Here is a 24,345-nt window from a genome sequence, read left to right as displayed (position 1 = left end):
TGAGGCAGACATGTCGCTGAATCCTATTCGCCCGTGGCGGAACATTTACCGCCGCAAAAGCCGCCAGATTATGGTTGGCAATGTGCCGGTTGGGGGCGATGCGCCAATCTCTGTCCAGACAATGACAAACACGCTCACAACCGACGCCCGCGCCACCATCGCGCAGGTGCAGGCGGTGGCAGAAGCAGGCGCGGATATTGTGCGTGTTTCTGTGCCTGACGAGGACAGTGCCAAAGCGCTGAAAGAGATCGTGCGTGAAAGCCCTGTGCCCATCGTCGCCGACATCCATTTTCACTACAAACGCGGGATCGAGGCCGCCGAGGCGGGCGCGGCTTGCCTGCGGATCAACCCGGGCAATATCGGCGATGAAAAGCGCGTCGCCGAAGTGATCCGCGCGGCGCGCGATCACAACTGCTCAATCCGCATCGGCGTCAATGCTGGCAGTCTTGAGCGCCACTTGCTCGACAAATACGGCGAGCCTTGCCCCGACGCTATGGTGGAGTCGGGTCTCGATCATATCAAAATCCTGCAAGACCATGATTTTCACGAATTCAAGATATCGGTCAAAGCCTCCGATGTCTTCATGGCGGCCGCGGCCTATCAGCAGCTTGCCGAGGCCACAGACGCGCCCATCCACCTCGGGATCACCGAGGCAGGGGGGCTGACATCAGGCACCATCAAATCGTCCATCGGCATGGGCAACCTGCTCTGGATGGGGATCGGCGACACGATCCGCGTGTCTTTGTCCGCTGACCCTGTCGAAGAGGTGAAGGTGGGCTATGAGATCCTCAAGTCGCTTGGCCTGCGGCACCGTGGTGTCAATATCATCTCGTGTCCGTCCTGTGCGCGGCAGGGGTTTGACGTGATTAAAACAGTCGAAGCGCTCGAGAAGCGCCTTGAGCATATCAAAACGCCCATGAGCCTCTCGATCATCGGATGTGTTGTGAACGGCCCAGGCGAAGCGCTTATGACAGATGTGGGCTTCACAGGTGGCGGATCAGGCGCGGGAACAGGCATGGTCTATGTCGCAGGCAAGCAAGATCACAAACTGGGTGACTATGATATGGTTGATCATATCGTTGAGTTGGTGGAAAAGCGCGCCGCTGAAATCGACGCAGCCGAGAGCGACGCCTAGAGCTTGTCCAGAAAACGGCCCAAGACATGCGCTGGCATTGCCCCGCGCAGCATGACCTCAGGCAGGACATAAAAGGGCAGGGTGTCGATCTGTAAGTCTTCTGCAATGTCTGGTGCCGCATCAGGCGAAACGATGTTTACGCTCAGTCCGCGTGCGCGCGCGAGGTCCTGAAGCTCTTTGGCGGCGCGGTCACAGTCGGCGCAGCTGTCCTCCACAAACAAAGCCACGTCATGGCCTGCAAAGAGCCTGTCTGCATGGCGCGCAATCAGCGCTAGGTCAGAGGCGATATCGTCTTCATAAAGCGAGGGCGTGAGCGCACGCTCGACAATCTCGGGGTGGGCGCGCAGCACAGCGCGCAGCTCGGCCCCAAGCAAAAGGCGCTCTCCCTCGGAAAGCGCCCTAAAGTCTGTTTCGGCCAAAGCAGGCGCTGCCAGCAGCAGAGCCGTTGCGACAGCCAGCCGCCTCATTGGGCGCGGATGGCTTCAGCGAAGTCTTGCATTTGCGCCAGTGGCATGTAGCCGCGCAACACCTGATCCCCCATCACAAAGGTCGGTGTGCCAGAGATCGCGAGGCGCTGCCCAAGCGCGCGGTTTTCCGCGATAACATTGGTCACTTCGTCACTGGCCATTTTGAGCAGAAGCGCATCGCCATCAAGGCCAAGCGAGTCTGCCAGAGCCCGCAGCACGGGCTCTTCAACGCCTGATTTCAGGGCGATCAGCGTGTCTGACGCCTGTTTATAAGCCTCGTCGCCCGCCATCATCTTGGTGGCAATCGCAAAGCGCGAAGAGATTTCAGAGGCTTCACCCAAAATCGGGAATTCCTTGACGATGAAGCGGATGTTGCCATCGGCTTCAATCAGCTGGGCAACTTCGTCATGGGCTTTGCGGCAATAGCCGCACCGGTAGTCGACAAATTCAACCAGCGTCACGTCGCCTTCGGGGTTGCCGCCAACATATGAGTTGGGGTCAGCAAAAAGTGCTTCGCTGTTGACCTGCACAAGGCTTGAGTCATTTTGGGCTTGCGCGTTGGCTTGGCGCTCTTCGAGCACGGCCACGGCCTCCATGATAACCTCAGGATTTTCAAGCAGATAGGCGCGGATTTCCTGCTGAAAAGCGGCGCGTTCGTCTGTGCTCATATCGTTGAGGTCAAATGCGGCGAGCGGGCTTGCCATCAGGCTGGCCGCAAGGGCGAGGGCTGTCGTGGATTTCATACTTATTTACTCCGTGAATTCAGTGCGGCTTCACTGGCTAAGAGCACATCTTGCGCCCGTTGCCAACCGGGTGAGCCTTGGTTGAGGAGGCCAAGCGCGCGCTTGGCGTGAATGAGAGCATCCTTGGGCCGCCCCTGCAGGGCGTAGCGTTCGGATGTGAGAAGCGAGGCCATTCCGGTGTTGCCCAGTTGGGCATAAGCTCCGCCAAGGTCGCGCAAGACCCGCGCGTCGCGCCGCTCAAGGTTTGCTGAGCGTTCCAGATGTGGCAACGCAGCCTTCGGGTTGCCCGAAACGAGCAGGGCATGGCCATACTGGCCAACAATCAGCGCATTGCGCGGGGCCAGTTTGACAGCCCGTCCATAAGCGCCAAGTGCCGCCTGTATCTGACGGCGCTCCAGCAAAATCTGGCCGTGAAGCTCGTGTAAAAACGGGTCATTCGGGGCCGCTTTTATGAGGCTGTTCATAGCCTTGAGTGCCTCATCTCCTTTGCCCGAGCGGTGCCACGCCACGGCTTTGCGCATCAGTTCTATGTCTTTGTGGCCGCTGTCTCCTGCGCGGCGCAGGGTCCATTTTGGGGCGCGGTAAAATGCGCCAAGCTTGCCACGCGCGCGCTCAAACCAGTAGTTTGCCGTCGGATCGGCGGTAAAGCGGCCCTCATAGGCGCCAGCTGCGGCCTGCATGGCGCGCAGGCGGTCCCGTGACAGCGGGTGTGAGCGTGCATACGGGTCTTGGCGCCCTGCGCTCAGCAGCTCCTGGCCCGAGAAAATCTCCATCACGTCGACAGAGCCTCGTGGGTCAACGCCTGCGCGGGTCAGGTAGCGGATCGCGGATTGATCTGCCGAGGCTTCTTCGGCGCGGGTATGGCCAAAAAACGAGCGCTGCGCAGAGCTTTGCATACCGATGCCGATGGCGACACCTGCATTCGGGTTGCCCGTGGCCGCTGCGGCGGCTGCCAGGGCCAGCCCGAAGGCGGCGAGGTTCTGTGATGCGCGGGCATTGGCGGTTCTGCGCGCAATATGGCCATTTGCAATATGGGCCGCCTCATGAGCGATCACCGATTGCAGCTGCTCTGCCGTCGTGAGTTTGAGCAGCAGCCCCGCGTGGATAAAGATATGGTCGCGGTCAATCACAAAGGCATTGAGCGTGCTGTCATCGACCACCAACACTTGCATCCGCCCCGCAGGCAGGCCCGCAGCGTTGAGCACGGGGGTGGCGAGCTGTTTGAGGCTGTGCTCAATATCAGGATCTCGCAAAAGCGAGGCCGCAAACGCGGGCGCTGCGAGCACCCACATCAGCGCTGCAAGGAGCGTGGCTTTAAAACCGCTTTGCATTGACCTCACCGTTTGACCCCGTAGAAAGCACTGCAAGAGAGTAGGAGCAAAATCATGCGAGTTTCAAGGCGCGGCGCGGTCGATCCCTTTATTGTGATGGATGTCATGGAAGAAGCACGGGCCGCCGAAGCTGCGGGCCGCTCGATCATTCATATGGAAGTGGGCCAGCCGGGCACAGCCGCCCCCAAAGGTGCGCGTGACCACCTTGCTGAGGAGATGGAAAACTCAGCCCTTGGCTATTCTGTTGCGCTTGGTTTGCCTGCGCTGCGCGCGCGCATTGCCCAGCATTACAAGGACAAACACGGCGTCTCGCTCAGCCCCGAGCGGGTGATTGTCACCTCCGGCTCCTCGGGCGCGTTTATCCTTGCGTTCACAGCTCTCTTTGATGCGGGCGCGCGTGTCGGTCTTGGCGAGCCGGGGTATCCGAGCTACCGCCAGATCCTCAAGGCGCTGGATGTGGCGCCCATCGGTCTGCCCACCTCGGCAGAAAACCGCTTCCAGCCCGTGCCAAGCGACTTTGCGGGGCAGGGGCTTGACGGGTTGCTTGTTGCCTCACCTGCCAATCCCTCAGGGACAATGCTTAGCAGTACAGCGATGCAAGAGTTGATTGAGGCCTGCCAAGCTGCGGGCACGAGCTTCATTTCAGACGAAATCTATCAAGGCATCGAATATGAAGGCGAGGCGGTTTCGGCGCTCGAGCTGACCGATGACTGCTATGTCATCAATTCGTTCTCCAAGTATTTCTCCATGACAGGCTGGCGCATTGGCTGGATGGTTGTGCCTCAAGACCACGTCCGCCTGATCGAGCGGCTGGCACAAAACATGTTTATCTGCGCGCCACATGCCAGTCAGGTTGCCGCTTTGGCCGCATTTGAGTGCACAGACGAGCTGGACGCCAACATGGAGGTTTACACCGCCAACCGCGCCATGATGATTGATGAGTTGCCCAAAATCGGCCTGAGCAATTTTGCACCGCCCGATGGCGCCTTCTATATCTATGTCGATGTCAGCCATATCACTCAGGACAGCCGCGCATTGGCGTCAGATATTCTGGCCAAAGCGGGCGTCGCCGTCACACCGGGGATGGATTTTGACCCCGTGCGTGGCCATACCACGCTGCGCCTGTCTTATGCACGGTCCACAGATGAGATCCGCGAAGGCCTTCTGCGCCTCAAAGCCTATTTCGCGCAATAGCGTCTTTCCTGAGGCAGGCTTTGCCGCTAGTATTGGCAAAAATAAATAGGCGGTCATGAGTAGGTTTTTCGCAGCCCTAACCCTTTGCATAGCGCTCTTTTCGGGCGCAGTGCTACATGCGCAGACGCTGAGCGGCCTTGCGCGCTACGAGGCTGCGGGCAGTGGGTTTTCTGCACGCGGCGCAGCTCTGACCCTTACGCTCAACCTGAGCCAAGCGGTGCCTTACCGCGTCTATACGCTCGACACCCCAACGCGCCTTGTGCTGGATTTTCGCGAGGTGGATTGGGCCGGTGTTGATAGCGCGGCCGTGACGAGCGCAAGAGGCGTAACAGATATGCGCTTTGGCGGGTTTCGCCCCGGCTGGTCGCGTATGGTGGCCGATCTTGACGCGCCCTTCGCCATCACCACCGCCGAAATGAGCCGCAACCCGGATACAGGGCAGGCCACCCTCACTGTCGCAATGACCAGAACCACAGCCGCCGACTTTGCCGCGCGCTCAGGCCCGCCCAAGGGCGATGCATGGCCCGAGGCGCTGGCGGCGCTCCCCAAAAAGCTGGATGACCGTGTGCTTGTGGTGCTTGATCCGGGGCATGGCGGGATCGATCCGGGGGCGTCACGCGACGGGCAGACCGAGAAAGAGCTGATGCTGACCTTCGCACGCGAAATCGCCGAAGAGCTGGGCCGCCTTGGCACGGTTGATGTGTTGTTGACGCGCACAGATGACAGCTTTGTTTCGCTTGAGCGGCGCGTGGCGATGGCCCATCAGGCGGGGGCTGATCTCTTTATCTCGCTTCATGCCGATGCTCTGGCCGAGGGGCGCGCCCACGGCGCGACCGTGCACACGCTGGCAGATGATGCGACCGATGAGGCCTCGCAGCTTTTGGCCGAGCGTCATGATCGCGCCGATCTGCTGTCAGGCACCGATCTGAGCGGGCAAGATGATGTGGTGGCCGATGTGCTGCTTGACTTGGCGCGCCAAGAGACAGAGCCGCGCACAAAGCGGCTGGCCCGCGCCCTCATGGGCGGGCTTGAAAGCAAAGGCGCGCCACTCAACCGCCGCCCGTATCGCGCCGCTGCCTTTTCGGTGCTCAAGGCCGCAGATATTCCATCCGTTCTGTTGGAAATCGGCTTTCTCTCAAGCGAACGTGACTTTGCCAATATCACCAATGACGCGTGGCGCCGCAGCATGGCCGAAGGCCTGCGCGACGGTATTCAAGCCTGGATCATTGCGGATGAGGCGGTCAGAGGCGTTGTGCGCCAATGATCAGCTACGGCACCGCTTTTCAAAAACGGGCGAAAACCAGCCTAATCTCACCACCAGTTGATTTTGACCTCGGCGCGCCTTGGGCGTATAGGCTTGTGGTGCGCTTCAGGGGAAAAACGTGTTAAGATTCTTGTTCTCAGTACTTGGTGGGCTCTTCAGCCTGATAACCCTCGGTCTTATGGCTGTGGCGCTGTCTATCGGGGCGATCTTTTATATCTATGGCCGTGACCTGCCGAGCCACGAGAGCCTGTCGCAATATCAGCCGCCCACGATCAGCCGTATCTACTCGGGTGAGGGGCGTATGCTTGACGAGTTTGCGCGCGAACGCCGCCTGTTTACCCCTGCCGAAGAGATCCCTGATCTGATCAAACACGCCTTTATCAGCGCAGAAGACAAGAATTTTTATGTGCACCAAGGCTATGACACCCGCGGTATCGCCTCTGCGGCGGTTGATGCCATACAGGGGGGCGGCGTGCGCGGTGCCTCGACCATCACCCAGCAAGTGGTGAAAAACTTTCTCTTGTCTGCCGACCGCCGCGCAGAGCGCAAAATCAAGGAAATCATCCTCGCCACACGGCTTGAGGAAACCTTGGACAAGGAACGCATTCTCGAGCTCTATCTCAACGAGATTTTTCTGGGTCAGAACTCCTTTGGCGTGACGGCTGCGTCGCAGGCTTACTTCAACAAAACTCTGGGCGAGCTTGCTCCGCATGAGGCGGCCACTCTGGCGTCCATGCCCAAAGCGCCGGGGCGCTTTCACCCTGTGCGCAACAAAGAGCGCGTTCTGCAACGCCGCAACTTTGTTCTGAAAGAGATGTTCGAAAACGGCTATATCACCGAGGCCATGTACCAATCCGAGCGCGCGCTGCCGCTGCGCTCTGTCCAGAACGGTGATTTTGAGCCCTTCAAAGACAGCCTGCCGCCACGGGACTATTTTACCGACGAAATTCGCCGCCAGCTTTCAAAAGACTTTGGTGAGGAAGAGTTTTTCAGCGGTGGTATGACTGTGCGCGCCACCATCGACCCCGAGATGCAAGCGATTGCCGCGACAGCGCTTCAGCTCCAGCTTGAGCAATATGACCGCAACCGTGGCCGCTGGCGCGGCACAGATGTGACCATTGCTGCAGATCAGCTCGGATCGGAGGAGGCGTGGCGCGCGGCTTTGGCAAATGCGAATGTCCCCCGTGACATCAACCTTGAGAGCCACTGGTTCCCTGCGGTTGTTCTGGAGATCGGCGATCAGGCGATGCGCATCGGAATTGACGGGGTAGAAGAGACAGAGGCCGAGCCATTTGTTGTGCCCCGCAAAGATATTTCGTGGCTCAAAGGCAGCTTTACCGACAATTTCAAGCTTGGCGATGTCGTCCATGTGCGTCGCATGACAACGGGGGATGCAGGCGCAGGCGACTTTATCCGCTGGACGCTGCGTCAGGTGCCGCAAGTGCAAGGCGGCTTTATGGCGATGGATGTGAACACAGGCCGTGTGATCGCGATGCAGGGGGGCTTTTCCTACCAGCATTCGGTTTTCAACCGCGCCACACAGGCACAGCGCCAGCCAGGCTCGTCTTTCAAGCCGTTCGTCTATGCTTCAGCGCTTGATAGCGGCTATTCGCCCGCAACAATCGTTGTCGACGCGCCCATCGAGATCAACACCCCCCAAGGTCTCTGGCGGCCCAAGAACGCCTCAAACCGCTACTACGGCCCCACGCCACTGCGCACAGGGATCGAACAGTCGCGCAACCTGATGACCATCCGTCTGGCCGAAGAAGTGGGCATGGATGTTGTGGGGGACTATGCCGAGCGCTTCGGTGTCTATGATCATATGGGGCGCTTTCTGGCCAACTCTTTGGGCTCACAAGAATCCACGCTCTACAAAATGGTCTCCGCCTATGCGATGTTTGCCAACGGCGGCCAGCGTGTTGAGCCGACACTGATTGACCGTGTGCAAGACCGCTACGGCAAGACTGTCTACCGCCACGACGAACGCATCTGCGTTGACTGTGACAGCCCCACCATTGCGCGCGACCAAAGCCCAAGCATCGTGAACAACCGCGAGCGCGTCATGAATGCGGTCACCGCCTACCAGCTCACCTCCATGATGACAGGCGTGGTCAGCCGGGGCACAGCCAGCAAACACGTGAACCTCGGTGTGCCCGTGGCTGGCAAGACAGGCACAACCAATGACTCCAAAGATGTCTGGTTCATCGGCTTCACCAACAATATCGTGGCAGGCTGCTACATCGGTTATGACAACCCGCGCTCGCTCGGCTCGGGCGCGTCAGGGGGCGGCATGTGCGGCCCTGTGTTCCAGCGCTTTATGTCCAAAGCCATCCAGAAATATGGCGCAGGCAAGTTCCGCGCGCCCAAAGAATGCGAGTTCATCAAGATTGACCGCTTCACAGGGGCGCGCCTCTCCGACAGCGCCGAGGGCGATCACGTGGTGATCGAATGTTTCCGCGAAGGCGAGCAAATCGAATTTGGCATCATGTTTGATGGTGGCTTTGCCATGGGCGAAAATCTTCCGCTTGTGCGCGAAAGCGGCGCTGCCAAGCAAGTCACAACATCGACAGGCAAAAAGGCGGTTGTCGGCCCCAAAGCCGGCTTTGGCACGCTGAGCACGGGCGGCCTCTACTAAGCTTGCCGCCGCGCGGGAGCTGCGCTATCAGTCGGCCCTGAAACACCACCTAAGGAAGACCCATGCGCGCAGAAATCCAGAGCGTTGTTGCCGAGATCGAAAAGTCACTGGAGCTTCTGGCCCAGCGGATGGATCGTGAGACCGCGACCCACAGGCTCGAAGAGTTCAACGCCCGCGTGGAAGATCCTACGCTCTGGGACGATCCTGAAAAAGCCCAGAAGCTCATGCGCGAGCGTCAGGCGCTCGTTGACGCGATGGAAAGCTATGACACCATCGCAGGCGATTTGGCAGACAATGTCGAGCTGATCGAGCTGGGCGAAATGGAAGATGATGCCGAAGTCATCGCAGAGGCTGAAACCGCGCTGAAAAGCTTGAAGACAACAGCCGCTGCCAAAGAGCTCGAAGCGCTCTTGAGTGGCGAGGCCGATAGCAACGACACCTTCCTTGAGATAAATTCCGGGGCTGGTGGCACCGAAAGCTGCGATTGGGCCAGCATGCTGGCGCGGATGTATGTCCGCTGGGCCGAGAAAAAGGGCTACAAAGTCGAGCTTCAGTCCGAGTCTCAGGGCGAAGAAGCAGGCATCAAATCCGCCACCTACAAAATCTCGGGTCACAATGCTTACGGCTGGCTCAAGTCTGAAAGCGGTGTGCACCGCCTCGTGCGCATCAGCCCGTTTGATAGCGCCGCCAAGCGCCACACTTCCTTTACCTCTGTCGGCGTCTACCCCGTGGTTGATGACAACATCGAGATCGAGGTGAACCCCGCAGATATCCGCATCGACACCTACCGCTCCTCAGGGGCGGGTGGCCAGCACGTCAACACGACCGATTCTGCCGTGCGTATCACCCACGCGCCCACAGGTATCGTTGTGACAAGCTCGGAGAAATCCCAGCACCAGAACCGAGACATCGCCATGAAAGCGCTGAAATCACGCCTCTACCAAATGGAGCTTGACCGTCGCAACGCCGCCGTCAACGAAATGCACGAGAACAAAGGCGATGCAGGCTGGGGCAACCAGATCCGCTCTTATGTTTTGCAGCCCTATCAAATGGTCAAAGACCTGCGCACAAACTTCGAGACCTCCGACACCAAAGGTGTTCTGGATGGTGATCTTGACGGGCTTATGGCTGCGACCTTGGCAATGAATGTGTCTGGCAAGTCCCGCTCCGAGGCGCAGGGCGACAGCTAAGCAGCTCTTTACGCGGGCGCCCAGAGGTGGCGTCTGCTCAAGAAGACCTCGGGGGCGGTGCCCCCGACAGCTCGGGTCTGGCGACGCCAGCGGCGAAACCTGATATGCGCCCTTGCGCCGCCCTCAAAGGCGCGCCAGCATATGCAAAACACATTGCAGGGACGCCACCATGAGCAACATCACCAATATGACAGCGCTGGATCAGTCACAGGCGATAGCCGAGGGCCAGCTCAGCGCCGCCGAGCTGATGCAAGCCACCTTGGCCCAGATCGAGACGGTGAACCCGCAGGTGAACGCGATTGTGTCACTGCGCGATGCTGATGTGCTGATGGCCGAAGCCCGTGCCGCCGATGCTGCCCCCCGCAAAGGCTGGATGCATGGCATTCCGCTTGCGGTGAAGGATCTTGCCAATGCCAAAGGGCTGCCAACCTCTATGGGCAACCCGATGTTTGCAGAGACAATTGCGCCCAAAGATGATCTTGTCGTCGCGCGGATGCGCGCAGCAGGGGCCATTATTATTGGCAAGACCAATACACCCGAATGGGGCCTTGGCTCGCACACCTTCAACCCTGTGCATGGCGCAACGCGCAACCCCTATGACCTCGCGCGCAGCGCGGGCGGTTCTTCTGGCGGGGCCGCTGTCGCATTGGCGACGCGGATGCTCTCTGTTGCAGATGGCTCTGATATGATGGGCAGCCTGCGCAATCCGGGCGCTTGGAACAACGTCTACGGGTTTCGCCCCACCTATGGCCGTGTGCCCTCCGAACCGATGGGGGATAATTTCCTTCACCAGCTCTCCACGCTTGGCCCCATGGCGCGTACGCCCCGTGATCTGGCCGCCTTGCTTGATGTTCAGTCGGGTGCTGATCCGCGTCAGCCTCACGGCGCGCGCTATGACCTCACACTGGGACCCATTGATGCCCCTGTCGCGGGGCGGCGCATCGGCTGGCTTGGAGATTGGGGGGGCGCATTTGCCATGGAGGCAGGGCTTCTGGCACAGTCAGAGGCAGCGCTTCCCGAGCTTGAGGCGCTTGGCCTCACTGTGGAGCATGTTGCACCGCCCTTTGCGGCGGAGGCCATTTGGGACAGCTGGATCACCCTGCGTTCCTGGGCCATCGCAGGGGGGCTGTCGGTCTTTTACAACGACCCCGCCAAGCGCGACCAGCTCAAGCCCGAGGCCATTTGGGAGATCGAGCGGGGGCTGGCCCTTTCGGCCATGGATGTGCACCGCGCCTCTGTGATCAGGTCGGACTGGTTCAAAGCCTGTGCCCGGCTCTTTGAGCGCTATGATGCCCTCATGCTACCGACCACGCAGCTCTACCCGTTTCCTGTGGAGTGGACCTATCCGCAAGAGATCGCAGGGCAGGGGATGGACACCTACCACAGGTGGATGCAGAGCGTGACACCTGTGGGCTTGCTTGGGGTGCCATGTATCAACATTCCCATGGAGCTGAGCGCAGCGGGTCTGCCTGCAGGTCTCTCGCTCTTTGGCCCGCGCGACAGTGACGCGGCCCTCATGCAGCTTGGGCAGGCGTGGCATCAGGCCTACCGCTATGCTGAGCGGTGCCCGCCTGTGGCGTGAGCGGGCCACACCCGCTGTCCATACAGCTTGCCCTACAGGCTGCCACACTGCCTGCCACACCGCTAAAAGCTGACTTAAACAAACATCTTTGTAGCTGTCATCTTTAGGCCTTACACTGGGCGCAAGCAGGCGGGGAGGCCTCACCATGACAAAAAAACTGGGCGCACCAGACTTGGGCGCAGTGACTATTTCTGACATGAAATCAGCGCTTTACAAGGGGTGGGGTGATATGCGCCGCGCGCCTGTTTACGGGCTTGTCGTTGCAACACTCTGCGTGCTCTTCGGTGCGCTTCTGGCTTGGATCACACTTGCGACGGGAAAAAGCTACTGGCTCGTCTTCGCCGCCGTCGGCTTCCCCCTTTTCGGCCCCTTCACAGCGGTCGCTCTTTACGAGGTGAGCCATCGCTTGGAAGTAGGCCAGCCGCTTGTTTTTTCAGAGATATTCGGGATCGTACTTTATCAGGCAAGGCGGCAGTTGCCCTCACTTTGCGTGATTATTCTGATGGTTTTCTTGTTCTGGTTTTTCATCGCGCACATGATTTTTGCGTTGTTTCTGGGCCTCTCAACCATGACCAATGTGTCCAGTTCCTTGGAGGTCTATCTAAGCTCTGATGGCCTAACGATGTTGGCTGTCGGAACGGTGGTCGGCGCGCTTTTTGCCCTGCTGCTTTTCATGATCACAGTGTTCGCCATGCCAATGCTACTGGATCGGGAAATCGACTTTGTCACAGCCATGATTACGAGCTTCACAGCGGTGCAGAACAATTTGATTTTGATGGTTTTTTGGGGCGCAATGATCGCCGTGTGCACCTTTGCCGCCATGGCCCCTGTGTTCCTGGGGCTCTACATTGTCCTGCCATTGTTTGGCCACGCAAGTTGGCATTTGTACCGCGCCTCAGAGGCGCGGGCCGAGCTTTAACGAAAGGGTTCATCGGGCCGCATCAGGCGTGCGTGGTAGCCTGGAAGGTCTTCTACTGTGTGGTATCCACTGTCACGTGCCATGGCCCGGGCCGCACGCCATCCGCCTTGGATATGTTCAATCACAAAGCGAACGACCCGCTGGCCAACGATACTTTCGGAAACAGTTCTGGTTGCATAGCCTTCCCAGAAATTGTTCTGAAAAGAGGGAACACGCGATAAAAAGCTGTATGAACAGGTAAGCGCACCGCGACGTGCCGCGAGGATCGTGATCCCTCTTTCCTGTTTCATGACGACCCCTCGAAACTCACGGTCACACGCGGCGCCAGAAAGGCCCTGATCGCTCATGGCTTGAGGCAGTTCGTAGCCACGCACGAATGTGCCGCCATCCTTTCGAAATACATACAATAGCCCAACAACGAAGCGTTGGTTGTCTGTGAAACTAGGGCGACTGAAGCGGTAGAATCCGCTTGGTAGCTCGTCTTCCAGCACAGGCTCAACTGTTTTGCCCAAGTAAGGCAAAACCACCGGGTGTGTGAGAATATCGCGGCTCTTTTCAGGGCGCGTGATTTCGTCAACGGGCTCCAGAAGAATACGGGCATCAACATCAAAAAACAGGCAGATCCTGTGCAACACATCAGGGCGTGGAAAGCTTTCGCCTGCAAGGTAGCGATTGAATTGGGTCCGGTTTATCCCAAGCTCACGACACAGGCCCGCAACGGAGGCGTAACGGTTTGCTAATACTCTGAGATTAGCACCAAACACACTTCGCAGTGCCATGGGATCTGGGGGTGGTGCAGTTTCTGATGATCTCGGCACGGTGCAGTCTCTTTGGCTACCTTTGGATATAGAATATAATCTTATGTTGTAATTTTCAAAAAGGTAACATCTAGAAATGGAATTTTGATGCTTTTTAGCGCCTTAGTTGACGCGATATAGCGTCACTTTTGCTTTGTGGCGTCACATATTCGCATAGTGAGACACTCATTCAGGGGTGGCATCTCTTCCCGAGTTTTCTAAAATTTTAGGTAATGGGGATTAGAGCGAATAGGACCGGCGATGTTTGGAGTTGTTCTCTGGAGTGATAGCCAAGAAAAGAAGGCAGTCATTTGGTGCGAAGATCATGGCGATCTGGCATTTTACGGTGGTGAATCGTCTGTTTTTGACGGCGCTATGCTGGATGCGGGGGATCTCGTAGAGTTTCAGTTGAAGGCAGGGTCTTCTATGCGCCTGGTGCAAAATCCAGCGCTGATCTCGGCAGAGTTCGCGCCGGCTTTGGCTCAACGTTTGAAGGCTACTATTGTGCCCAAGGCACCTGCACCGAGCACTGCAGTCAAAAGTAAGAGAGCAGGGGCTCAGATCTTACCATTTGCGTCCTTTTGCCCCGCTTAGCAGGGCAAAAGGCGTTTTTTCTTCACTGGGCAATCTTGCCGCGTGCGAGTGCGGCAACACCCGTGCGCGCAACCTCGCTTAGCCCGAGTGGGCGCATAAGGTCACTGAACGCATCAATCTTTTCTGGTGTTCCTGTGATCTCGAAAACAAAGCTCTCCAATGTGCTATCAACCACATTCGCGCGGAAAATGTCGGCCAGTCGCATGGCTTCGACCCGTTTGTCGCCACTCCCCTCGACCTTGAGCAAAGCCAGCTCCCGCTCAACAGACGGGCCCTCGACTGTGAGGTCATGCACTTCGTAAACCGGGACGATCCGCCCAAGCTGAGCCTTGATTTGCTCGATGACTTGCGGCGTGCCTGTCGTTACGATTGTGATGCGTGAGCGGTGCCCCTCGCGGTCGATCTCTGCAACAGTCAGGCTTTCTATATTGTAGCCACGGCCTGAAAACAGGCCAATGACGCGTGCCAAAACACCAGCTTCGTTTTCGACAATCAAAGAGAGAGTATGCTTTTCGATCACGTCAGAGAACGTCGGGCGCAAATTGTAGGCCGAGTGTTTGTTCGAACCTTTTTTAATCTTGAGAGCGGACATCTTTGTTCCTTTCTTCGTTACAAACAGGGCGGCTCAAACGAGCACTGCACCGCTGCTGCCGATTGCGTCTTTTACGTTGGCTTCGCCGAGCAGCATTTTGTTGTGCGGCTCTCCTGACGGGATCATCGGGAAACAGTTTTCATGCTTTGTAACAAGGCAGTCAAAGATAACAGGGCCATCATAGGCCAGCATCTCTTTGATCGCTTCATCCAGATCATCAGGGTCATCCACTCGGATACCTTTTGCGCCAAATGCCTCTGCCAGCTTTACAAAGTCGGGCAGGGCTTCGCTCCAGGAGTGAGAGTAGCGCTCACCATGCAAGAGTTCCTGCCACTGGCGCACCATGCCGAGGCGCTCATTGTTCAGGATAAACTGTTTCACTGGCAGGCGATATTGAATCGCTGTGCCCATTTCCTGCATGTTCATCAGCCAGCTCGCTTCACCGGCGACGTTGATAACAAGGCTGTCAGGGTGCGCCATTTGCACGCCAATGGAGGCAGGGAAGCCATAGCCCATTGTGCCAAGGCCACCCGATGTCATCCAGCGATTAGGGTCTTCAAAGCCAAGGTATTGCGCGGCCCACATTTGGTGTTGGCCCACTTCGGTGCAAATATAGCGGTCATGGTCTTTTGTAAGCGCTTCAAGGCGTGCGAGGGCGTGCTGGGGTTTGATAACCTTGCCCTGTTGTTCGAAACTCAGGCAATCAACCTTGCGCCAATCTTCGATTTTTGCCCACCACTTTTGCAGCCCTTGCTTGTTGGTTTTGCGTCCGCGCGCTTTCCAGACTTTTAAGACATCTTCGAGAACATGCCCAACGTCGCCAACAATCGGAATGTCGACACGGATAACCTTGTTGATCGAAGAGGGGTCGATATCGATATGGGCTTTTTGAGAGTTCGGGCTGAAAGCATCAAGGCGGCCTGTGATGCGGTCATCAAAGCGCGCGCCAATGTTGATCATCAGGTCACAGCCGTGCATCGACATGTTGGCCTCATAGAGACCGTGCATCCCGAGCATACCAAGCCAGTTTTTGCCCGATGCTGGGTAGGCGCCAAGCCCCATCAATGTGGATGTGATCGGAAAATCCGTTCCATCAACCAACTCGCGCAGGAGCTGGCTGGCTGCCGGGCCAGAGTTGATAACGCCGCCACCTGTGTAAAAAACGGGGCGCTCAGCGTTTTCGATTGCCTCTACAAGCTCCTCGATCGAGGCCATGTCGCCTTTAACTGGGGGCTGATAGCGGCTTGTCTTGGCTTTTTGTTTTGGCGTGTATTCGCCTGTCGCAAACTGCACATCCTTTGGGATGTCAATCAGCACAGGCCCTGGCCGGCCCGTGGTGGCCACATGGAAGGCCTCATGAATCGTGCCCGACAAGGACGCAGTATCCTGTACCAGCCAATTGTGTTTGGTGCAGGGGCGTGTGATGCCGACTGTGTCCGCTTCCTGAAACGCGTCAGTGCCGATCATGAACGTGGGAACCTGACCCGTCAGAACGATAATCGGGATAGAGTCGAGCAAGGCGTCTGTAAGGCCTGTCACAGCATTGGTTGCGCCGGGGCCAGATGTCACCAGAACGACACCCGGTTTTCCCGTGGAGCGTGCATAGCCCTCTGCGGCATGTACCGCGCCTTGCTCGTGCCGGACCAAAACGTGGCGAATGCCATTCTGTTGAAAGACTTCGTCATAGATCGGGAGGACAGCTCCGCCAGGGTAGCCGAAGACGACTTCAACACCTTGATCAATAAGGCATTCTACAATCATTTTTGCGCCGGTCATTTGACGTGACATTTCAAAGCTCCATTCCAACTTTCGTTTCACACATAAAAAAGCCCCCGATTTTCGGGGGCGCATGGGGTTACCTTAGGGTGTCCGTTACCGGCCCATGCGCCTTTTTCTCACGATGACCACTAGGTCTAACATGCCGAGAGCCTTTTGCTGCGTTCGCGGGACATTAGAAGCGTCAAACGGGGGCGTCAACCGCCAAAGGCTAAATAATAGAACTCTAGCGGTGCATTTTCTTTCTGAAAGTTGCGCTAGAGGGCCTTTTTGAGACAGAAAATCCGCAGTTTGGCGGTGTTCATAGGGCTGTGCCGCTCGTTTTTGACACGCCACGGCGCTCTAACCCTGCCGTCAGCCTTGAGTGCGGGATGTGTTTCTCAAGAGATCGTTTAGCGTTTGAGCCTATGGGCAGGGAGGTCCGGAAGCGAAATATTTGCGACTTGTTCGGCAATCGGCGCAGTCGAAAGCGGGTGTGTCTCCGCCTCATGAGATGCTGGCTCTCCAAGTGGGGCCCACTCGTTCTGTTTGTATATTTCCAGCGCCGAGAAGTTGGCTTTATATCCCATCTTGGGACTTCCCGGAACCCAGTAGCCCAAGTAGACATGAGGTAGGTCACCTGCACGTGCGATGTCGATATGATCAAGGATGATGTAGGTTCCCAGAGACGTATGCGCGAGATCTGGGTCAAAGAAAGAGTAGACCAGTGACAAGCCGTCTTTCAGAACGTCAGTCAGGCATACGGCAACAAGCGCTTTCGTGTTGCGGTCAATATACTCTATCACCCGTGACCTGATGGGCGTTTCCTCAATCATGGCGGCGAACTCGAACACGTCCATATCTGCCATGCCGCCATCAGCATGGCGGCTATCAAGGTAACGCCGAAACAACTCATATTGCTCCTCGGTTGCCCAAGGCGAAGTGACGCGGCGCTCAAGGTGGGCGTTTTTCTTCAAAACACGTTTTTGGCTTTTTGAGGGTTTGAAGTGCTCTGTTACAATGCGTGCAGACATACAGGCAGCGCAATCAGCACAAGACGGTCGATACAAAACATTCTGTGAGCGGCGAAACCCCTGCTTTGACAGCTCATCGTTGAGCTGCGATGCGGTCTCGCCTTGCAGGGCCGTAAATAGCTTTCTTTCCATGCGACCTTCAAGGTAGGGGCAGGGTTGTGGCGCCGTCACATAGAATTGGGGCGCAAGCGGCAGGGTGTGTCGCATTTACCAGTGTCCTGTTTGTTCTTCATAAACGATAACAACGAGTTGAAAATTCTCCAAGAATTGAATCTGTTTAAGCTTAATCTATGACGTAAAGAGATACTCTCAATGCCAAATTCGAACAAGGAAGCCACCAAAGGTGTGGTTGCCATGACAATCGCCTGCCTGATTTGGGGATTTTCGCCGCTGTATTACAAGGTTCTATCTCATATCCCGCCCCTGGAAATATTGGCCCACAGGACGATATGGTCTTTTGTCATCTTTGCCTTCGTTCTGTTTGTTCAGAACCGGTTGCCGACCTTGTTGAAGCTCTTTTCGAGCCTAAAAAGTGTTGCTGTCGTTGCGGTGGCCGCGCTGATGATTTCAGGAAACTGGTTTGCCTTCATCTTTTCAATTCAAAATGGCCATGCCGTTGAGGCCGCTCTGGGGTATTATATTTTCCCGTTGGTCGCCGTGTTGCTGGGCAAGCTTCTCTTTGGTGAAACACTCAGCAAAGTACAGTGGTCTGCGGTGGCTATGGCCAGTGTTGCGGTCTCGCTTTTGACATATGGTCTGGGCGTGGCGCCTTGGATATCGCTTTTTGTGGCGGCTTCCTTTGGCTTTTACGGAGTTGTGAAAAAGCGCATTGACGCGGGGCCTGTGGTGTCGGTGACGGGGGAGGTTGCCTTGCTTGTGCCAATTGCGTTGGGTGTCTTATTCATGGTGCATTCGCGCGGCGATGGCCACTTTGGGACAGCGGCATGGGAAAACAGTATGTTGATTTTCTCGGGCATTCTGACAGCACTGCCTCTGATGTTGTTTTCCTACGCAACACAGCGCAACCGGCTGTCTACCGTCGGATTGCTCCAGTACATTAATCCTACGGCTCAGTTTTTTTGCGCGGTTGCCATATTTGGCGAACCGTTCGGCTTTTGGCATGCCTTGGCATTTGGTTTGATCTGGCTGGGGCTTGCTTTGTATTCGGGCTCAAGTCTGGCTCAGGACAGAGCGTCTCGCAAAAACGCGGTTGCGCTCTGAACGTCAGCTTTCACGACGAACAGATCTTTCAAGCTCGCGTCTGCAAAACCGTTGTCAACGATATGATCTATCAGCGCGACAAGGGGAGACCAGTATTCATTGACGTTGAGAAGGACAATTGGCTTGGCGTGCAAAGCGAGTTGCGCCCACGTCAGGACTTCAAAAAACTCATCCAGTGATCCTGCGCCTCCTGGCAAAACCACAATCGCATCTGCATTCATGAACATTACTTTCTTACGCTCATGCATGTTTTCAGTCACAACAAAGCGGGTCAGATCTGTTTTGCCGACCTCTTTGGACATTAAGTGGGTTGGAATGACTCCGAAGGTTTCACCGCCCGCGCTTTGGCAGCTTCGGGCCACACGCCCCATCAGGCCGATGTCACCAGCGCCATAGACCAAACGCCAGTTTTGCGATGCCATCTCCGCGCCAAGGGCCTCGGCGGTTTGTGCAAAGGCGGGGTCTTTGCCATCTCTAGAGCCACAATAGACACAGACTGAACGTTTTTGCACGGGGGACATCCTATTTCATCGCTTGTTTTGACCCGTCATAGCCAAGTTGCTATGCTCGCTCAAGCCAAGCATTTCGCGGGCAGATTTGGGGAGCATTTATGAGCAAGATATCCAACTTTGGAGCAGGCACGATTGCAGGGATTTCTGCTGTTGGTGCTGGGCTGGTTTTGCTGGCTGGTATTGGCATCTATTTCACCAGTGGGGGTGAGAAGGCTGCAACGGTCGCAGAGCAAGCCGAGAAAGATGCTGCCTTGAGCCACGTCGAGAGGGATGTTGCTAAGGCACCAAGTGCGGCTCTTGCTGTGACACTACCCAGCTTTGATGTGACACGCGTAGATGCAAGTGGCCAAGCCTTGATCGCAGGGTCGGCGCGCCCCGGGGACACTGTGGAAGTGCTTTTGGATGGGGTTGTAATTGCCTCCGTTCAAGCGGGGACAACGGGTGAGTTTGCCGCGTTTGCAGACCTTCCCCGGAGTGATGCCGCGAGGAGCCTCAGCCTGCGTAGTGGGAGCGATGGCCACGAGAGCCTGAATACGGTCATTGTTGCCCCTATTTTCGGAGGGCAGGCCGTTGTCGCAGGCGAGGCAGGTGTTGAACCATCCGAGGTGGCGCGCACTCAGGCCGTATTATTGGCCAGTGAGGCAGGCGTGGAGCTGGTGCAGCCAGCATCGCCCTTTATCCCAGACCAAGTGGCGCTGGACGCGATTACGTATTCGCAGACCGGTGCTGTCGAGCTGGCAGGGCGAGCGCAAAGCGACGGCTTCGTGAGAGTATACCTAGACAACAGACCAATCAAGACAGAGCCTATCGCGGCAAATGGCAATTGGCGCACGGAGCTCCCCGATGTCGATACGGGCGTGTACACGTTAAGAGTGGATGAGGTGGATGGTAGCGGGCAGGTTCAAAGCCGCGTGGAGACCCCCTTCAAACGGGAGATACCAAAGCAGCAGGTCTCAGGAAGCAACGTAAAGCTGGTGACCGTGCAGCCAGGCGCGACGCTTTGGGCTATTGCGCGTGAGCGATATGGCCAAGGTGAACTTTACCTACAGCTATATGAGGCAAATAGAGACCAGATCCGAGACCCTGATCTTATCTACCCTGGACAGATTTTTGATATCCCGGGCTGACTTCGCTTTAGTGCGTCTCTGGCAATTTCTCTGAAATAGGATTAACCGTTGACCCCGAGGTTTTGAAGGCGGTTTCACCATGAGCACGGATATTGAAAAAGAAGAACGCGCGTCAGGGTGGCGGACGATAAAACGTGTGCTCCCCGCGCTCTGGCCTGAGGATGAAGCCTGGGTGAAGCGCCGTGTTGTTATTGCAATGATAGCACTGTTGTTGTCCAAGTTTGTCGCGGTCTATACGCCGATCATCTACCGTGATGCCGTAAACGCGCTCTCTGGCGAGGGTGTGTCTGATCTGATGTTGGGGGCAATTGGCCTGACCGTTGCGTACGGGATGGCACGTATCTTTTCCAACGGGTTTCAACAACTTCGCGATGCCGTGTTTGCCGCGGTTGCCCAGCGGGCTCTACGCAAGCTGGCGCTCGAAACGTTTACCCATATTCACCGGCTTTCGATGCGCTATCACATCACGCGTAAGACAGGTGGTCTCAGCCGTATTATCGAACGGGGTGTAAAAGGGGTCGAGTTTCTTTTGCGCTTTTTGCTCTTCTCTGTTGGGCCGCTGATACTGGAGCTTGCGCTGGTCGCTGGTATTTTCTTTTTTCTATTTGATGTTTGGTATCTTGCGGCGGTGGTGTTCACGATCGTTCTCTATGTCTGGTTTACGTTCACAGTCACGGAGTGGCGTGTGAAGCTGCGACGCGAGATGAACGACAGGGACACAGATGCCAATCAAAAGGCCATCGACAGTTTGCTCAATTTTGAGACGGTCAAGTATTTTGGCGCGGAGCGTCGGGAAGCCATGCGGTATGACGAGGCTATGGAAGGCTATGAGAGCGCCGCTATCAAAACAGCTTCATCGCTTGCATTTTTGAACTTTGGTCAGGCGTTTCTCATCACCTGCGGGCTTATCACGGTAATGGTTATGGCGGCGAAAGGCGTTCAGACAGGCGCTCTGACTGTGGGCGACTTTGTGATGGTCAATGCTTACATGATCCAGATCACCATGCCGCTCAACTTTCTTGGGACGGTGTATCGTGAGATCCGCCAGAGCCTGGTTGATATGGGGGAAATGTTTGATCTTCTGGGGCAACCTGCTGAAATAGAAGACAAGACGGGTGCTCCAGATATCAAAGTGAGTGACGGTCGCGTTACGCTGAACAACGTATTCTTCGGATATGACCCATCACGCCCCATTCTTAAAGGTGTTAGCCTTCAAGTAGATGCGGGCCAAACAATCGCGATTGTTGGGCCGTCTGGGTCAGGTAAGTCTACGATCGGTCGGTTGCTGTTTCGGTTTTATGATGTGTCCAGCGGCAGTGTCATGATTGATGGACAAGATGTGCGTGACGTAACTCAAGAGAGTTTGCACCAGATGATTGGTGTGGTGCCGCAGGACACCGTCCTGTTCAATGATACAATCCGTTACAATATTGCCTATGGTCGTGATGGAGCGTCTGAAGCCGAGATCATCGCAGCTGCAAAAGCCGCTCAGATCCATGACTTTATATCAGCTTTGCCTGACGGCTATGAGACGACTGTCGGTGAGCGGGGTCTCAAACTCTCTGGTGGCGAGAAGCAGCGCGTTGGTATTGCCCGAACGCTTCTAAAAGACCCCCCTGTATTGCTGCTTGATGAGGCAACATCAGCCCTCGATACTGAAACAGAACGAGAAATTCAGGACGCGCTACGGGTTGCAGGAGAGGGCCGGACAGTTTTGACAATTGCACATCGTCTCTCAACAATTGCGGACGCTGATAAAATTGTTGTGTTGGAAGACGGGCTAATCGCAGAGCAGGGCACACATGAGGCTCTGCTCAAACTCAAGGGCCGTTATGCCAGCCTTTGGGCGCGACAAGTTACAGAGGAAGACGCTGCTTAAGTCATGTTGGTGCTTTCCTAGCCTGAGTGCGCTTTGGCATAGGACTGGTGATGTCAGGCGCGCAAGCCAAGTTTGCGACTATTTTCTGGACGGATCAGGCTCTCTTTGGGTGAAGTCGCGACCCTGAACCCTTGGAATGAGTGCGCCATGCGGCGCTTAGTGCTAAGGTATGGCATAAGCATGGCTTGCCGGATTATTGCCACTCTAAATAGCGGGCCTTGGCAGCTGGTTGTCGAGGATGTATGAGGGGCAAAACAAAGGGGCAAGACGCGTGAGCGATACAGATAGTTTTATCGAAGAAGTAACTGAAGAAGTTCGGCGGGACCGGATGTTTGCTTGGGTGAAGCGCTATGGCTGGATGGCTATTGCGGCTGTCCTGCTGATCGTGGGGGCCGCGGCTTTCAATGAGTATAGCAAGGCTCAAGCCACAGCCAAAGCTCAGGCGTTTGGAGACAGTGTTCTTCAAGCCCTTGACCTAGACGCGCCGTCCGAACGCGCTGAAGCTTTAATGGCAATAAACGCAGAAGGCACGCCAGAGTCAGCTCAGTCACTCTTGGCGCTCTTGAGTGCAAAAGAGTGGGTTGAAGCAGATCGTGAAGACGATGCAATTACACTGCTTCAAGCTGTGTCAGATGATGCCGAGGTGCCTCTCGTGTACCGTCAGGTAGCGAGCTTTAAGCTGCTCGCTTTGCAGGCAAGTGACCTGAGCATTCAAGAACGCAGCCTCGGGTATCAAGCCTTGATCGGAGGGAACCCACAGTTGAGAGTGTTGGCTGAGGAACAGTTGGCCCTGTTGGACGTCGAGCAAGGCAACACAAAAGAAGCGATTGCAGCGTTTAATGCCATCGTCCAAGATACTGAGGCGACTGCGGGCCAAAAACGACGCGCATCGCAGCTGATAGTAGCTCTCGGTGGAGACCTCGTGAGCACAAACGGCGAATAACGACTAGATTGTGCCATCGCTCAAACACTGGACGTGGCTGAAGGGAAGTTCAAAATGAAAACTGTTTCGCGGACGTCGAGCATGTTTACTCTCTTACTTGGAGGGATAGCACTTTTGGCTCTCAGCGGCTGTGAGGAGCCAGAAGAGATTCTGTCAGGTAAGCGAGAGCCGCTGCGCGTTGAGAGCGACCTGGACACTTCCACCGTTGTTACAAGTGTCGCTGAGAACCAATCGCGCGCGATTTCGCTGGCGCCGACCCAGTCTAATTCCGGATGGCTTCAGCGCCATAACAGCCCTGACACGCGAATTGAGCACGCCGCTTTTGGCGGCGCTCTTGACGCTATTTGGAGCGTCAATATCGGAGCCGGCAACGGGCGCCATGGCCGCATCACCTCCGAGCCGGTTGTCGCCGACGGTAAGGTTTTCACACTTGATTCCGAAGCGCGTGTCGCGGCAACGAGCACTTCTGGCGCTGCGGTCTGGTCTGTTAGCTTGGTACCGGCGCGGGACTCTGCGCGCGACGCTTCTGGCGGAGGACTTGCCTATTCTAATGGTGTCGTTTTCGTTACGTCGGGTTTTGGCCTCGTGACGGCTCTTGAAGCCGACTCTGGGCAAGAGCTTTGGCAACAAAAGCTGCAAGCGCCCGGAACAGGCATGCCAACGGTTAAAGATGGTATCGTCTATCTTGTTTCCGGGGACGCAACTGCTTGGGCACTGGATGCAGGCTCGGGCCGCATTCTATGGCAGCTTGGCTCGGCATCAGACAAGAGTAACGTTTTGGGTGGCCCTGCACCAGCGGTTGACGACCGGATCGCTGTGTTCTCATTTGGATCGAACGAGCTGCAGGCAGCCTTTAAAGAGGGCGGTCTGCGTATTTGGGACGCAGCTCTCTCTGGCCAAAGGGTCGGATTTTCCCGCAGCCGTATAACCGATGTGACAGGAGACCCTGTGATCGTTGGTGACAAGATTTTTGCAGGCACATTCTCAGGCCGCACCGTTGCTTTGGAGGCGGCCACCGGAACACGGATTTGGACAGCTGAGGAAGGGCCGATGAGTGCTATCTGGGCTGCCGGTGATTCAGTGTTCATGGTGACGGACAACAACGAGCTGGCGCGCCTCGACGCTGCGACGGGCGAACGGATCTGGGGCACAAAACTTCCATTTTTTACTAAAGATCGCCCAAAAAGACAGAAAGCTATTTTTGCGCACTATGGTCCTGTTCTTGCTGGAGGGCGGCTTTATGTTGCCTCCAATGACGGTCTGATCCGTGCATTTGACCCCGAAGATGGACAGCTCTTACAAACTGGTGATCTGGCTGGCGGTGCGGCGACAAGTCCGGTTTTTGCAGGTGGGGTGATGTATGTTGTCTCGGGCAAAGGCCAACTTTTCGCTTTCCGTTAAGGCCAATCTAAGTTAGGTGCGGATCTTCGC

21 protein-coding genes are annotated in these 24,345 nt (G+C 56.4%); 13 read left to right on the top strand and 8 right to left on the bottom strand.

Annotated elements, in window-relative coordinates; genetic code table 11:
* Window positions 1–10 precede the first annotated feature (10 nt).
* Window positions 11–1,135: a flavodoxin-dependent (E)-4-hydroxy-3-methylbut-2-enyl-diphosphate synthase gene (gene ispG / locus ACTG3X_RS06115; protein WP_439110356.1), complete on the top strand. Its 1,125-nt coding sequence runs from the start codon at window positions 11–13 to the stop codon at window positions 1,133–1,135.
* Here ispG and ACTG3X_RS06110 read toward each other — a convergent pair.
* From ACTG3X_RS06110 to ACTG3X_RS06100, 3 genes are read right to left on the bottom strand one after another with little or no spacing between them, the layout of a single operon-like run.
* Window positions 1,132–1,602, bottom strand: a complete 471-nt coding sequence (locus ACTG3X_RS06110) for a disulfide bond formation protein DsbA (RefSeq protein WP_439110355.1) — start codon at window positions 1,600–1,602, stop codon at window positions 1,132–1,134. The genes ispG and ACTG3X_RS06110 overlap by 4 nt on opposite strands.
* Entirely contained in the window at window positions 1,599–2,345 is a 747-nt protein-coding gene (locus tag ACTG3X_RS06105; protein ID WP_439110354.1) for a DsbA family protein, read from the bottom strand. The genes ACTG3X_RS06110 and ACTG3X_RS06105 overlap by 4 nt, the downstream gene beginning before the upstream one ends.
* 2 nt (window positions 2,346–2,347) lie before the next feature.
* Complete coding sequence (locus ACTG3X_RS06100) at window positions 2,348–3,676, bottom strand: M48 family metalloprotease (RefSeq protein WP_439110353.1); 1,329 nt, start codon at window positions 3,674–3,676, stop codon at window positions 2,348–2,350.
* Window positions 3,677–3,730: 54 nt separating this feature from the next.
* On the opposite strand from ACTG3X_RS06100, the gene ACTG3X_RS06095 reads away from it, so the two are divergent.
* From ACTG3X_RS06095 to ACTG3X_RS06070, 6 genes are all read left to right on the top strand, one after another.
* Entirely contained in the window at window positions 3,731–4,870 is a 1,140-nt protein-coding gene (locus tag ACTG3X_RS06095) for a pyridoxal phosphate-dependent aminotransferase (RefSeq protein ID WP_439110352.1), read from the top strand.
* A 55-nt stretch (window positions 4,871–4,925) separates the two neighbouring features.
* Entirely contained in the window at window positions 4,926–6,134 is a 1,209-nt protein-coding gene (locus tag ACTG3X_RS06090; protein WP_439110351.1) for an N-acetylmuramoyl-L-alanine amidase, read from the top strand.
* Window positions 6,135–6,252: 118 nt separating this feature from the next.
* On the top strand, window positions 6,253–8,769 hold the full coding sequence (locus ACTG3X_RS06085; protein WP_439110350.1) for a penicillin-binding protein 1A: 2,517 nt from the start codon (window positions 6,253–6,255) through the stop codon (window positions 8,767–8,769).
* A 62-nt stretch (window positions 8,770–8,831) separates the two neighbouring features.
* Entirely contained in the window at window positions 8,832–9,959 is a 1,128-nt protein-coding gene (prfB, locus tag ACTG3X_RS06080) for a peptide chain release factor 2 (protein ID WP_439110349.1), read from the top strand.
* A gap of 169 nt (window positions 9,960–10,128) precedes the next feature.
* Window positions 10,129–11,541, top strand: coding sequence for an amidase (locus ACTG3X_RS06075; RefSeq protein ID WP_439110348.1), 1,413 nt, complete (start codon window positions 10,129–10,131; stop codon window positions 11,539–11,541).
* A 145-nt stretch (window positions 11,542–11,686) separates the two neighbouring features.
* Window positions 11,687–12,460, top strand: a complete 774-nt coding sequence (locus tag ACTG3X_RS06070) for a DUF2189 domain-containing protein (RefSeq protein ID WP_439110347.1) — start codon at window positions 11,687–11,689, stop codon at window positions 12,458–12,460.
* Here ACTG3X_RS06070 and ACTG3X_RS06065 read toward each other — a convergent pair.
* Window positions 12,457–13,278, bottom strand: coding sequence for a helix-turn-helix domain-containing protein (locus tag ACTG3X_RS06065; protein ID WP_439110346.1), 822 nt, complete (start codon window positions 13,276–13,278; stop codon window positions 12,457–12,459). The genes ACTG3X_RS06070 and ACTG3X_RS06065 overlap by 4 nt on opposite strands.
* Before the next feature lie 240 nt (window positions 13,279–13,518).
* On the opposite strand from ACTG3X_RS06065, the gene ACTG3X_RS06060 reads away from it, so the two are divergent.
* Complete coding sequence (locus ACTG3X_RS06060; RefSeq protein WP_439110345.1) at window positions 13,519–13,851, top strand: hypothetical protein; 333 nt, start codon at window positions 13,519–13,521, stop codon at window positions 13,849–13,851.
* Between the two features lie 22 nt (window positions 13,852–13,873).
* Here the strand turns inward: ACTG3X_RS06060 and ilvN are convergent, their stop codons facing one another.
* The 3 genes from ilvN to ACTG3X_RS06045 all read right to left on the bottom strand — a co-directional run bounded on the left by ilvN (window position 13,874) and on the right by ACTG3X_RS06045 (window position 17,439).
* Window positions 13,874–14,443, bottom strand: a complete 570-nt coding sequence (gene ilvN, locus ACTG3X_RS06055) for an acetolactate synthase small subunit (RefSeq protein WP_439110344.1) — start codon at window positions 14,441–14,443, stop codon at window positions 13,874–13,876.
* A gap of 33 nt (window positions 14,444–14,476) precedes the next feature.
* Complete coding sequence (locus tag ACTG3X_RS06050; protein WP_439110343.1) at window positions 14,477–16,231, bottom strand: acetolactate synthase 3 large subunit; 1,755 nt, start codon at window positions 16,229–16,231, stop codon at window positions 14,477–14,479.
* Between the two features lie 380 nt (window positions 16,232–16,611).
* Entirely contained in the window at window positions 16,612–17,439 is an 828-nt protein-coding gene (locus ACTG3X_RS06045) for an arginyltransferase (RefSeq protein ID WP_439110342.1), read from the bottom strand.
* A 105-nt stretch (window positions 17,440–17,544) separates the two neighbouring features.
* Between ACTG3X_RS06045 and rarD the strand changes: the two genes are divergently transcribed.
* The gene (gene rarD, locus ACTG3X_RS06040; RefSeq protein ID WP_439110341.1) at window positions 17,545–18,453 is read left to right on the top strand and encodes an EamA family transporter RarD; all 909 of its coding nucleotides are present in this window, start codon (window positions 17,545–17,547) and stop codon (window positions 18,451–18,453) included.
* On the opposite strand, the gene ACTG3X_RS06035 is transcribed toward rarD, so the two are convergent.
* Window positions 18,414–18,965, bottom strand: coding sequence for a TIGR00730 family Rossman fold protein (locus ACTG3X_RS06035; protein ID WP_439110340.1), 552 nt, complete (start codon window positions 18,963–18,965; stop codon window positions 18,414–18,416). The two genes, rarD and ACTG3X_RS06035, sit on opposite strands and share 40 nt — an antisense overlap.
* Window positions 18,966–19,063: 98 nt before the next feature.
* Here ACTG3X_RS06035 and ACTG3X_RS06030 point away from each other — a divergent pair, with 98 nt between their 5' ends.
* The 4 genes from ACTG3X_RS06030 (at window position 19,064) to ACTG3X_RS06015 (ending at window position 24,315) form a co-directional block, all read left to right on the top strand.
* Complete coding sequence (locus ACTG3X_RS06030) at window positions 19,064–20,092, top strand: LysM peptidoglycan-binding domain-containing protein (protein ID WP_439110339.1); 1,029 nt, start codon at window positions 19,064–19,066, stop codon at window positions 20,090–20,092.
* A gap of 79 nt (window positions 20,093–20,171) precedes the next feature.
* A complete protein-coding gene (locus tag ACTG3X_RS06025; RefSeq protein ID WP_439110338.1) occupies window positions 20,172–21,971 on the top strand; it encodes an ABCB family ABC transporter ATP-binding protein/permease in 1,800 nt (599 codons plus the stop codon).
* 271 nt (window positions 21,972–22,242) lie between these two features.
* Window positions 22,243–22,914 carry a tetratricopeptide repeat protein gene (locus ACTG3X_RS06020; protein ID WP_439110337.1) on the top strand — a complete coding sequence of 224 codons (672 nt, stop codon included), beginning with the start codon at window positions 22,243–22,245 and terminating at the stop codon, window positions 22,912–22,914.
* Window positions 22,915–22,995: 81 nt separating this feature from the next.
* Entirely contained in the window at window positions 22,996–24,315 is a 1,320-nt protein-coding gene (locus ACTG3X_RS06015) for an outer membrane protein assembly factor BamB family protein (RefSeq protein WP_439110336.1), read from the top strand.
* Window positions 24,316–24,345 lie beyond the last annotated feature (30 nt).

The organism is Lentibacter sp. (assembly GCF_965658795.1).
Classification (GTDB): domain Bacteria; phylum Pseudomonadota; class Alphaproteobacteria; order Rhodobacterales; family Rhodobacteraceae; genus Lentibacter.
The sequence above is the reverse complement of the archived record's forward strand: the minus strand, read 5'-3'. Positions and strand labels throughout refer to the sequence as shown.

What these genes read in the sequence shown, in the direction of transcription:
- ispG (WP_439110356.1), top strand. Translation starts at nt 11, where the DNA reads ATGTCGCTGAATCCTATTCGCCCGTGGCGGAACATTTACCGCCGCAAA.
- ACTG3X_RS06110 (WP_439110355.1), bottom strand. Translation starts at nt 1,602, where the DNA reads ATGAGGCGGCTGGCTGTCGCAACGGCTCTGCTGCTGGCAGCGCCTGCT.
- ACTG3X_RS06105 (WP_439110354.1), bottom strand. Translation starts at nt 2,345, where the DNA reads ATGAAATCCACGACAGCCCTCGCCCTTGCGGCCAGCCTGATGGCAAGC.
- ACTG3X_RS06100 (WP_439110353.1), bottom strand. Translation starts at nt 3,676, where the DNA reads ATGCAAAGCGGTTTTAAAGCCACGCTCCTTGCAGCGCTGATGTGGGTG.
- ACTG3X_RS06095 (WP_439110352.1), top strand. Translation starts at nt 3,731, where the DNA reads ATGCGAGTTTCAAGGCGCGGCGCGGTCGATCCCTTTATTGTGATGGAT.
- ACTG3X_RS06090 (WP_439110351.1), top strand. Translation starts at nt 4,926, where the DNA reads ATGAGTAGGTTTTTCGCAGCCCTAACCCTTTGCATAGCGCTCTTTTCG.
- prfB (WP_439110349.1), top strand. Translation starts at nt 8,832, where the DNA reads ATGCGCGCAGAAATCCAGAGCGTTGTTGCCGAGATCGAAAAGTCACTG.
- ACTG3X_RS06075 (WP_439110348.1), top strand. Translation starts at nt 10,129, where the DNA reads ATGAGCAACATCACCAATATGACAGCGCTGGATCAGTCACAGGCGATA.
- ACTG3X_RS06070 (WP_439110347.1), top strand. Translation starts at nt 11,687, where the DNA reads ATGACAAAAAAACTGGGCGCACCAGACTTGGGCGCAGTGACTATTTCT.
- ACTG3X_RS06060 (WP_439110345.1), top strand. Translation starts at nt 13,519, where the DNA reads ATGTTTGGAGTTGTTCTCTGGAGTGATAGCCAAGAAAAGAAGGCAGTC.
- ilvN (WP_439110344.1), bottom strand. Translation starts at nt 14,443, where the DNA reads ATGTCCGCTCTCAAGATTAAAAAAGGTTCGAACAAACACTCGGCCTAC.
- ACTG3X_RS06050 (WP_439110343.1), bottom strand. Translation starts at nt 16,231, where the DNA reads ATGTCACGTCAAATGACCGGCGCAAAAATGATTGTAGAATGCCTTATT.
- ACTG3X_RS06045 (WP_439110342.1), bottom strand. Translation starts at nt 17,439, where the DNA reads ATGCGACACACCCTGCCGCTTGCGCCCCAATTCTATGTGACGGCGCCA.
- rarD (WP_439110341.1), top strand. Translation starts at nt 17,545, where the DNA reads ATGCCAAATTCGAACAAGGAAGCCACCAAAGGTGTGGTTGCCATGACA.
- ACTG3X_RS06030 (WP_439110339.1), top strand. Translation starts at nt 19,064, where the DNA reads ATGAGCAAGATATCCAACTTTGGAGCAGGCACGATTGCAGGGATTTCT.
- ACTG3X_RS06025 (WP_439110338.1), top strand. Translation starts at nt 20,172, where the DNA reads ATGAGCACGGATATTGAAAAAGAAGAACGCGCGTCAGGGTGGCGGACG.
- ACTG3X_RS06015 (WP_439110336.1), top strand. Translation starts at nt 22,996, where the DNA reads ATGTTTACTCTCTTACTTGGAGGGATAGCACTTTTGGCTCTCAGCGGC.